The following is a 9,303-nucleotide window of genomic DNA, read 5'->3' as shown; positions in this document are numbered from 1 at the left end:
TGCCCCGGCCCCCCCCCCCCCCCCCGCTCCCTCCGGGGCCCCCCCGCGCGCGGGGGGGCGCCCGCCCCCCCCCCCCCCCCCGCCCCTCTCCGCGTCACGGCCCACCACGATCCGACCGACCCGGGCGAGGGACGCGATCCGGTCCGGCCCCGTCCGCGCCCCACCCGCACCCCAACCCAACAAGCGGCACGGCACGTGCCGTTGACAATCTGGGGCGGGAGTTGCCATGCTCCTTCCAGACGGCACGGCACGTGCCGTTCATGCTCCTGGGAGTGTCATGTCATGGCCTCATCCGTTCCGTCGTCCCGTTCCCGGATTCGTTCCGCGGGCTTGCCGGATCGGGCGCAACCGCCCCGGGCGCCTCTTCAGGCCGTACCCGGAAGAGGCCGGGGCGGCCACCGTGACATGCGGTCCCCGGAGCATCCGGGTGACCGGAGAGGGACGCGACGCGTACGCGCCCTCCGACCGGCACACCACCTGGAGCCCGGACGGGCCACCAGGGCGAGCACCGGCGGGAAGCCGGTGGAGACGATCCGAGGAGAGACACCGTGAACGTGCACGCCACCCCGTCGCAGGCACCCGTCCTGGTACGGGCCGCCGAAGCCGTGACCATCGAGGACGGCGCGACCAGCCTGATCACCCTGCTCGCCGACGCGGGCGCCACCGGCGGCGCGCTCACGGCGAACCGGGCGACCTTCCGCAAGGGGTCACCGGGCGCCCCCGCGCACTTCCACACCAAGGCCACGGAGATGTTCTTCGTCCTCAGCGGCAGGATGCGGATCCTGCTCCATGACCAGGTGGTGACGCTGGGCACCGGTGACTTCCTCACCGTCCCGCCGAACGTGCCGCACGCCTTCGCCCCCGCACCGGGCGAGGAGGGCGACATGCTCGTCGCCTTCACCCCGGGCATGGAGCGCTTCGACTACTACCGGCTCCTGGAGCGGGTGTACCGCGGCGAGGCGAGCGTCCAGGACATCCGCGACAGCTCCGAGCGGTACGACAACCACTACTTCGACAGCCCGGTCTGGACGGAGTCACTCGCGCGGGGCTGACACGGCGCACGGAGCCGATACGGCGCACGGGGCGACCCCGCCCCGACCGTTGAGCCGTACTGCATGAACCCCACGTCATTCGGCGTTGTTCCGGCCCGGCCCTGGGACGGATGCTAATCGGGCCCCCTCCGCCCCATGGCCCGGGGGGGGGCCGACCCATCAACGTCCCGGCCCGGATCGTCTCCGCGCCCCACGGGACCTTCCGGGCCCGCCGTGGCCCATCCGGGATCGCGGCGGGCCCGGTCACCCATCGAACACTCAGGAGAACTCATGGATCTGCGTCTTGCCGGACGGACCGCCGTGGTGACGGCCGCCGGCGGAGGGATCGGCGGCGCGGTCGTACGCACCCTCCTCGCCGAAGGTGCCAGGGTGCTCGGCGCGGACCGTACGGTCACGGAAGAGCTCGAAGCGACGGGTGCCCTCACGGTCGAGGCCGATCTCCTCACGCCCGAGGGTGTCGAGGAGGTGCGGCGCACGGCCGAGGAGCGGTTCGGGCACGTCGACCTGCTCGTGAACGGAGTGGGCGGACTGGCCGGGCTGGACCTGGGCGGACTGCCGGATCTCGACGAGGCGACCTGGCAGCGGGCGTTCGAGCTGAACCTGTTCGCCTCGGTACGGATCACCCGGGCCCTGCTCCCGCTGCTGAGGGAGTCGGTGGTCAACATCTCCACCAGCGTGGCGCACTGGCCTGCCTCCGGTCCCCACTGGTACGGGACGTCCAAGGCCGCGCTGACGGCCTTCGGCAAGGGCCTCGCCGACGAACTGGGCCCGCGCGGCATCCGGGTGAACACCGTCTCGCCCGCGCTCATCCGCACCCCGCTGTGGGACGAGTACGGCCCGCGGGTCAGCCAGGCCACGGGCGGTGACTTCCGGGAGCTGATGACCGACCTTCCCGAGAAGATCAACGTCACCCTGGGCCGCTGGGGCACTCCGCAGGAGGTCGCGAACGTGATCGTCTTCCTCAGCTCCCCGGCCGCCTCCTACGTCACCGGCAGCGACTACGTCATCGACGGCGGCCTCCTGAAGGTCCTGTGACCCGCTCCGGCCGCTGGCACGGGACTTCGCGGTTCCGTCCAGGCGGCCAGGCCGGGCGGGCCTCCCGCGCGATCGGAAGCGGGCCGCCCTCCCCCGGTACGGCGAACGTCGAGCAGCACCTCCCGCCCGGACCACGGCGGGAACTTCTTCTTCCCGGAGGTACACGTCATGGCTGAACTGTTCGACCCCCTGACCGCGGGCAAACTGGAACTGCCCAACCGGCTCGTGATGGCACCGATGACCCGCAGCCGCGCCGACGGGAAAGGGGTCGTCTCCCCTCTGGCCGCCGAGTACTACGCTCAGCGCGCGTCGGCGGGACTGATCATCACCGAGGCCGTCCAGATCAGCGAGCGGGGCCAGGGCTACCTGCTGACCCCGGGCCTGTACACCGGTGAGCAGATCGCCGCCTGGCGGCGGGTCACCCGCGCCGTGCACGCCGAAGGCGGGCGGATCGTCGCACAGCTCGTTCACTGCGGACGCGTCGGACACCCCAGTCTGTACGCGGACGGCGGCGCCCCGATAGGACCGTCCCCCCTCGCCTCCGGCGCGCAACTGTTCACCCCCGACGGCATGTTGGACCATCCCACACCGCGCCAGATGACCCCGGACGACATCCGGACGGTGATCGGGGAGTTCACCGCCGCCGCGGTCAACGCGATCGAGGCGGGTTTCGACGGGGTGGAGCTGCACGCCGCCAACGGCTTCCTGCTGCACCAGTTCCTCGCCGACGGATCCAATCACCGGACCGACGCCTACGGCGGCTCCGTCGAGGGCCGCGTCCGGCTCACGGTCGAGGTCGTCGCGGCGGTCGCGGGCGCGATCGGCGCGGAACGGATGGGAGTCAGGCTCTCCCCGGGGAGCACGTACAACGGGATCGAGGAGAGCGACACCGCCGAGCTCTACACCGCGCTGACCGGTGCGCTCGCGCCGACACCGCTCGCCTATCTGCACGTCTTCGAGGTGCTCGACCGGCCCACCACCGGGCTGATCCGCGCGGTGTGGCCGGGTGCGCTCGTCCTGTGCCCCCATCCGACTCCCGAGTCCTTCCCCGGCACGCCGGAGACCGGTGCCGAGGCGCTGCGGGAGGACGTGGCGGACGCGGTCGCCCTGGGGGAGATGTGGCTGGCCAATCCGGACCTGCTCGCGCGGGTCAGGGCCGGTGGCCCGTACAACACGCCCGACAGGGACACCTTCTACGGCGGTGACCACCGTGGCTACACCGACTACCCGGCCCTCGGCTCGGACCTCTGAGGTCCGGCTCCTCCTCTCGGCGACCGGGCGCTCCACCGCCCCGGGGCGGACAAGGACAAGCACATGAGAGCAGTGCTCCACGGCACTCAGGGACTGCGTCTCGGCGACGTGCCCGCCCCCCGGCCACGGGACGACGAGGCGCTGGTCGCGGTCGCCGCGATCTCGCTGAACTTCGGTGAGATCGCCTACCCGCCGACCGGTGCCCCGACCGGACGGGTCCCCGGCTGGGACGCCGCCGGGATCGTCACGCGCGGCGCGGCCGACGGCTCCGGGCCCCCGGCGGGAAGCCGCGTCGTCACGTTCGGCTGGGGCGGCGCGTGGGCCGAACTGCGCGCCGTGGACACCGCGAACGTGGCGGTCGTTCCCGAGGACGTCGATCTCGGGGCCGCCGCGGCCCTCCCGGTCGCCGGGGTCACCGCGCTCCAGGCCGTGCGGAGGCTGGGTTCGGTGCTCGGCCGTCGCGTGCTGGTCACCGGCGCGTCGGGAGGGACCGGACGCTTCGCCGTCCAGCTCGCGGCCCTCGCCGGGGCCCATGTCATCGCCTCCGTGGGAGACGAGAGCCGCGCCGAGGGCCTGCGCGAACTGGGGGCCCACGAGATCGTCCTGGGGCCGGACGCCCTGTCGGAACCGGTCTTCGGGGTCCTCGACCACGTCGGCGGCGACCAGCTCGCCGACGCGTTCCTCCGTCTCGAACCCGACGGTCTCGTCCAGGCGATCGGCCGCGCCTCCCGCCTGCCCACCACCATCGACTTCGAGGCGGCCGGAGAGGCTTCCGCCCGGGGGCGCCTGGAGAACTTCAACGTCGCCGCCCCCTTCGCGGCCGACCTCACCGTGCTGCTCCGACTGCTGGAGTCCGGACGGCTCACTTCCGAGATCGGCTGGCGCGGACACTGGGAACAGGCCGCACTCGCGGCCGACGCCCTCCTGTCGCGACGCGTCCGCGGCAAGGTCGTACTGGACGTCCCCGCGTCCCGGCGCTGGGCGGCGGAGGTCGGCAACGCCACACCGTGACATCGCTCTTGCCGTATGCCGTACGCAGGCGGTCGTACGTCCCCCCTCCCCCACCCGGACGAAGGCCGGGGAACGGTCATCGGCCGCAGCCTCGAAGCAGGCCCACCGACGCGGCCGTTGGCATCGCCCGACTCCCAGGCCGACCGCCTGCTGGTGGCGCCCGGCCCGCCATCCTGCCTCCGGGAGGAAAGGGGCCTGGTCCGGGGCACCCCATGCCCGACAGTCGGCAGAAAAGTTTCCGCACGGTGACCGATGAGTTCCTGTACCGCGTGTCGTCTACAGACAGACAGCAGCGGGGACCGACCGGGCTCCGGCCGACCGCTGAAGCAGACACCACCGCACGCCATGGCCACCTCCGGATACGCCGGATCGCCACCACCTGACCACCCACCGCACCCCGTGATGTGACGGGACGGCCCAACACCCCGGCTCTTCACCACGGCACCCCTACCAGTACGCCTTCGCATCTCATGCGCACCGGCGGGCCCATGGACACATGGTCGCCCCATTGAGTGCTCATGATCGTCGACCATCGAAAACCATCAGAGAAGGATCCACCATGCGCAGATCCGCTTTCCCTGTCGTGGCCGCCTTGTCCATGACACTGTTACTGCCGCAGCAGTCCGCTTCGGCTTCCCAGGTGCCTGACCAGCCTCTTTCCCTGGGTGAGATCCGAAGCATCGGGCCGGGAACATATCTTTCCGAATTCGACAGCTACCAGATTTCCGAGAATGACGTACCAGCAGGTCTCATGGGTCGCTCCCATACGGTCACGGGGCAGGCCCAAGGGGTTTCTCAGCCCCAGGACGCCCCTTCCGCGCGCTCCGACCTCGGTGTGTTCGGCCCGAGCTGGGAAGCCGAATTCCTCGGCGGGCAGCTCAACCGGAAGCTCGCCCAGGGATCCGGCGCGATCACCACCACGGACCTGGATACCCAGGAGTCCACCCGCTACGGTCTGACCGCCTCTCACGGTGGTGCCGATGGCGGAAGCATCAACACCTACAAAGCCCCCGACGGCTCGACCCTGGTCGAGAACGTCGTCTGGGACGACTTCGCCGGTCAGCTGAGGACGACCGTCGTGGAGACGCTGAACGTCGACCTGACCGTCGTCGGGGCGGGCGACGAGGCTCCCACCGATCAGGCGGGCAACCCGATCCCGGCGGCTGACCTCAAGCCCGCGTACACCTGGGAGCAGGTCGGCGGCGGCGGTGACAACTGGCGTGTCACGGCAGCGGGCAGCAAGGCGTTCAAGCAGTCCACGGTCTCCTACGACGGCCAGGGCCGCGTGTCGACCGTCAAGGAACCCGCCCGGGGCGAATCCCCCGAGCAGTCCGTGAAGGTGACCTACGCCTCCGCGACCACCGCGTCCGGTACGGCCCTCGGGGACGTCACCGGGCGGGTCAAGGACATCACCTTCACGTCCGGTCCGGTGGTGCAGACCCTGGCCCGCTACTCCTACGACGGCGCCGGGCTGCTCCGGCAGGTCACCAACCCCGCCGAGGGCAGCAGCCTCAACGCCTACACGTACGACGGCGCCGACCGCGTCGCGACCGCGACGGCCGAGAGCGGTGCCCGCTGGGAGCTGACGTTCCCCGGGAACGCCGCCGCACCGCAGGCGCAGGAGACCAGCGGTACGCTTCCCGCTCCGGGGTCCGCCATGCAGGGTGCCCCCAGCCTGGCCCAGGGCGAGGGCGTCACCCCGGCCGCCGAGGACTTCCGCGGCTCGGAGATCACCGACCCGCAGGCGTACCCGCGGTACTGCTCCACAGCGGAATCGTGGATGTGGTACCAGTACACCGGCTGTGCCACGAAGGTCGCGCACTACGGCTGGCGCAACCCCGGCTGGAGGCAGACTCCCACCGGAGCCTGGGTGGTCGGCATCAGCTACGACAACTGCACTCGCTCCGCCGACAAGCCGGGCGGCTGGGACTTCCGCACCGCGTGCAACTCGCACGACTACGGCTACGGAACCATCGGCAACACCTACAAGGGCTACGGCTACTACCTGGACCGCAACAAGGGCTTCGCCGTGGACGCGGCCTTCTACAACCAGCTCTACTACAACACCTGCCCGGCCTACCGCTTCAAGAGGTCGTGCCGGGCCACGGCCTACGCCTACTACACGGCCGTGTTCTACTCCGGTCGCCCGAAGAACGGCGCCAACGCGACCTGAGAAAGATCGCGGAACCCCGGCGTGCCGCCCGGCCGGGCCCTGTCGGTGACTCGGCTGCTCGCGAGGCGGTGACACCGAGGGCCATGGACGCCGCCGACCGACTGGTTCACCGGCCGCGCCCCTGGACCGACCGCACGGTCACCAGGGAAGCGGCCGGTGACGAGGCGGCCAAGCTCCGCAGGGCTTCCTGAACACCCGCACCACCGGTGGGCTGACTCACGCTCCAGCCGTACCTGCCGACAAGACACGGCTACGGCCGGGCAGTGAACGCACCCCGGGCTGGACCCGCCCGACTGCCCCTCCCTGAGCGGAGCATGTGCGGACGGCCCACTCCGTTCCCACGAAGCGATCAGCCACCGCCCGCGTCCTCACCGGTCGACGCCCCTCGGGGTCCCGAGACCTGGACGCGCCTCCGGCGCACGGCTGTCAGCGGTCGAGCACGGCCACCGCGAACGCCACGGTGCCTCGCGTCCCCCGCCCCACGCCACACCTCATACGCACCCACGCGTCACTCACCCCGCACCTTTTTCTGATTCTCCGATGGAGTTCCACGTGAAAAGACCCCTGAGGGTCATGCTCGCCGCCTCGACGGCGGCCCTGGTGCTCACCGCGATACCGGTGAGCACCGATTCCCTGCTGGGCACCGCCCCGGCTTCCGCCGCGCCGGGCGGGTCGGTCGACCCACCGCTGTTCGACAAGATCCAGGGCGGAGGTACCGTCCGTGTCAACGTCCTGACGGACCGGCGGGCGGATCTCCCCTCCGCTGCCCAGGCGGGTGACACCCTCGTCTCCTACGACACGCTGCCGCTGGTGACACTGCGCGTGAACAGCGCGGGCCTCCAGGCTCTGAGCGCCGAGCCGGGTGTCATCAGCGTCACGGAGGACATCCCGGTCCCTCCCGCGCTGAACGAGTCCACCGCCAGGATCGGCAGCGACAGGACAGCCGTCCGTGGGAAGACCGGTGCCGGAACCGCTGTCGCGGTCCTCGACACCGGCGTCGCGACCAGGCATCCGTTCCTGGCGGGCCGTATCAGGGCCGAGGCCTGTTTCTCCGCCAGTGACGCGTTCGCCGGGGCCACGAGCCTGTGCCCCGGCGGCGCCACCGAACAGGAAGGCCCCGGCAGCGCCGACGCCGAGACCGGCCCGTGCGCCACCCTGGGCACCGCCTGCTCGCACGGAACCCACGTCACCGGTATCGCCGCGGGCGACGGAACCGGCCTCACCGGAGCCCCGGCGCGCGGTGTCGCACCCGGCGCGGGCATCATCGCCATCCAGGTGTTCTCCAGATTCGACAACGACGCCGTCTGCGGGCCCGGCCGCAGCCCGTGCGTCCTGTCCTACACGAGCTCTCAGATCAAGGGTCTGGAGAAGGTCAGGGCCCTGAAGAGGGCCGGAACCGACGTCATCGCCGCCAACATGTCACTCGGCGGCGAACGCCGTACCGAGGCCTGCCTCGACGACCCCCGTAAACCGGTCATCGACAGCCTCTACGCCGAAGGCGTCGCCACGGTCGTCGCGTCCGGCAACAACGGCTCTGCCAACGCTGTCGGCGCCCCGGGGTGCATACCGTCCGCGATCACGGTGGGCTCCACCACCGACGACGACCAGCTCTCCACGTTCACCAACCGGAGTCCGCTCCTGGACCTGTTCGCACCGGGCACCGCCATCGTCTCCTCGGTCCCCGGCGGCGGCTACGCCTCGAAGAGCGGCACCTCGATGGCGACCCCCCACGTCGCCGGGGCGCTCGCGGTCCTGCGCCAGACCCACCCCGACAAGTCCCTCGCCCAGCTCGAAGCCGTCCTCAAGGCCGACGGAACACCCATCGCCCACGAGAGCGGCAGCACACCTCGGCTCCAGCTGCGCTCCCAGCGCTCCGCGGCGGTGAACGAGGCAGGCGGCAACGGGCGGGTCCGCTGGGCCGACTTCGACGGCGACGGCAAGCCGGACTACATCACCGTCGCCGACAACGGCGCCGTCTCCGTATGGCTGAACCGAGGTGGCAACCCGACCGGCCCCAACGGCTGGCACCCGCTCGGCCAGGTCGCCACCGGCACCACCACCGACCGCAACCGGGCACGCCTCGCCGACTTCGACGGCGACGGCCGGTTCGACTACCTCGTCATCAACGCCGACGGCTCGGTCAACGCCTGGCTCAACAGGGGCGGCGACCAGGTCGCACCGTGGCAGGGCATCGGCAAGGTCGCCCACGGCACCACCACCGACGCCAGCAAGGTCCGGTTCGCGGACTGGGACGGCGACGGAAAGACCGACTACCTCGTCTTCACCGACAGCGGAGCCGTCGATGTCCACCTGAACCGGGGCGGCGACCAGGTCGCCCCCTGGCAGTCCGTCGGCCGTGTGACCACCGGCGCCACCAACGACCGCACCCGCGTACGGTTCGCCGACAACGACGGTGACGGCAAGGCCGACTACCACCTCCTCCACCCGAGCGGCAAGGTCGACCTGTACCTCAACCGGGGAGGCGACGTCGTCCCGGGCGGCGGCTGGCAGTCCGTGGGCCAGATCGCCACCGGTGTCACCACCGACCACACCAAGGTCCAGTTCGTCGACTTCACCGCCGACACCCACGCCGACTACGTGCTCGCGGGCACCGACGGCAGCGCCACCGTCTTCGCCTGGAACGGCGGCGACCCGGCGGGCACGAACGGCTGGACCCACCTCGGCAAGGTCGCCTCCGGCGGCGTCTAGCCACCTCACCCGGCCCGCCGTCCCCCGCCGCTCACCGCGACGGGGGCGGCGGGCCCGTTCCTCGGACGGCCC

The 9,303-nt window shown here is 71.4% G+C and carries 6 protein-coding genes; all 6 read left to right on the top strand.

Features of this window, described 5'->3' with window-relative positions:
• The first annotated feature begins 548 nt into the window (after positions 1-548).
• The 6 genes from ACFXGN_RS25910 (at position 549) to ACFXGN_RS25885 (ending at position 9,231) form a co-directional block, all read left to right on the top strand.
• Entirely contained in the window at positions 549-1,052 is a 504-nt protein-coding gene (locus ACFXGN_RS25910; RefSeq protein ID WP_384863624.1) for a cupin domain-containing protein, read from the top strand.
• Positions 1,053-1,322: 270 nt separating this feature from the next.
• A complete protein-coding gene (locus ACFXGN_RS25905) occupies positions 1,323-2,087 on the top strand; it encodes an SDR family NAD(P)-dependent oxidoreductase (protein WP_384863621.1) in 765 nt (254 codons plus the stop codon).
• 168 nt (positions 2,088-2,255) lie between these two features.
• Positions 2,256-3,338 (top strand): alkene reductase, encoded by a 1,083-nt coding sequence (locus tag ACFXGN_RS25900; RefSeq protein WP_384863618.1) that lies wholly within the window; start codon positions 2,256-2,258, stop codon positions 3,336-3,338.
• A 63-nt stretch (positions 3,339-3,401) separates the two neighbouring features.
• The gene (locus ACFXGN_RS25895) at positions 3,402-4,349 is read left to right on the top strand and encodes a zinc-binding dehydrogenase (RefSeq protein WP_384863615.1); all 948 of its coding nucleotides are present in this window, start codon (positions 3,402-3,404) and stop codon (positions 4,347-4,349) included.
• Between the two features lie 835 nt (positions 4,350-5,184).
• Positions 5,185-6,522 (top strand): phospholipase A2, encoded by a 1,338-nt coding sequence (locus tag ACFXGN_RS25890; protein WP_384863613.1) that lies wholly within the window; start codon positions 5,185-5,187, stop codon positions 6,520-6,522.
• Between the two features lie 552 nt (positions 6,523-7,074).
• Positions 7,075-9,231 carry a S8 family serine peptidase gene (locus tag ACFXGN_RS25885; protein ID WP_384863610.1) on the top strand — a complete coding sequence of 719 codons (2,157 nt, stop codon included), beginning with the start codon at positions 7,075-7,077 and terminating at the stop codon, positions 9,229-9,231.
• The last annotated feature ends 72 nt before the right edge of the window (positions 9,232-9,303 follow it).

This window comes from Streptomyces sp. NPDC059247 (genome assembly GCF_042754005.1).
GTDB lineage: Bacteria > Actinomycetota > Actinomycetes > Streptomycetales > Streptomycetaceae > Streptomyces.
This window is presented reverse-complemented; position numbering and strand designations above follow the sequence as displayed.

What these genes read in the sequence shown, in the direction of transcription:
- ACFXGN_RS25905 (WP_384863621.1), top strand. Translation starts at nt 1,323, where the DNA reads ATGGATCTGCGTCTTGCCGGACGGACCGCCGTGGTGACGGCCGCCGGC.
- ACFXGN_RS25900 (WP_384863618.1), top strand. Translation starts at nt 2,256, where the DNA reads ATGGCTGAACTGTTCGACCCCCTGACCGCGGGCAAACTGGAACTGCCC.
- ACFXGN_RS25895 (WP_384863615.1), top strand. Translation starts at nt 3,402, where the DNA reads ATGAGAGCAGTGCTCCACGGCACTCAGGGACTGCGTCTCGGCGACGTG.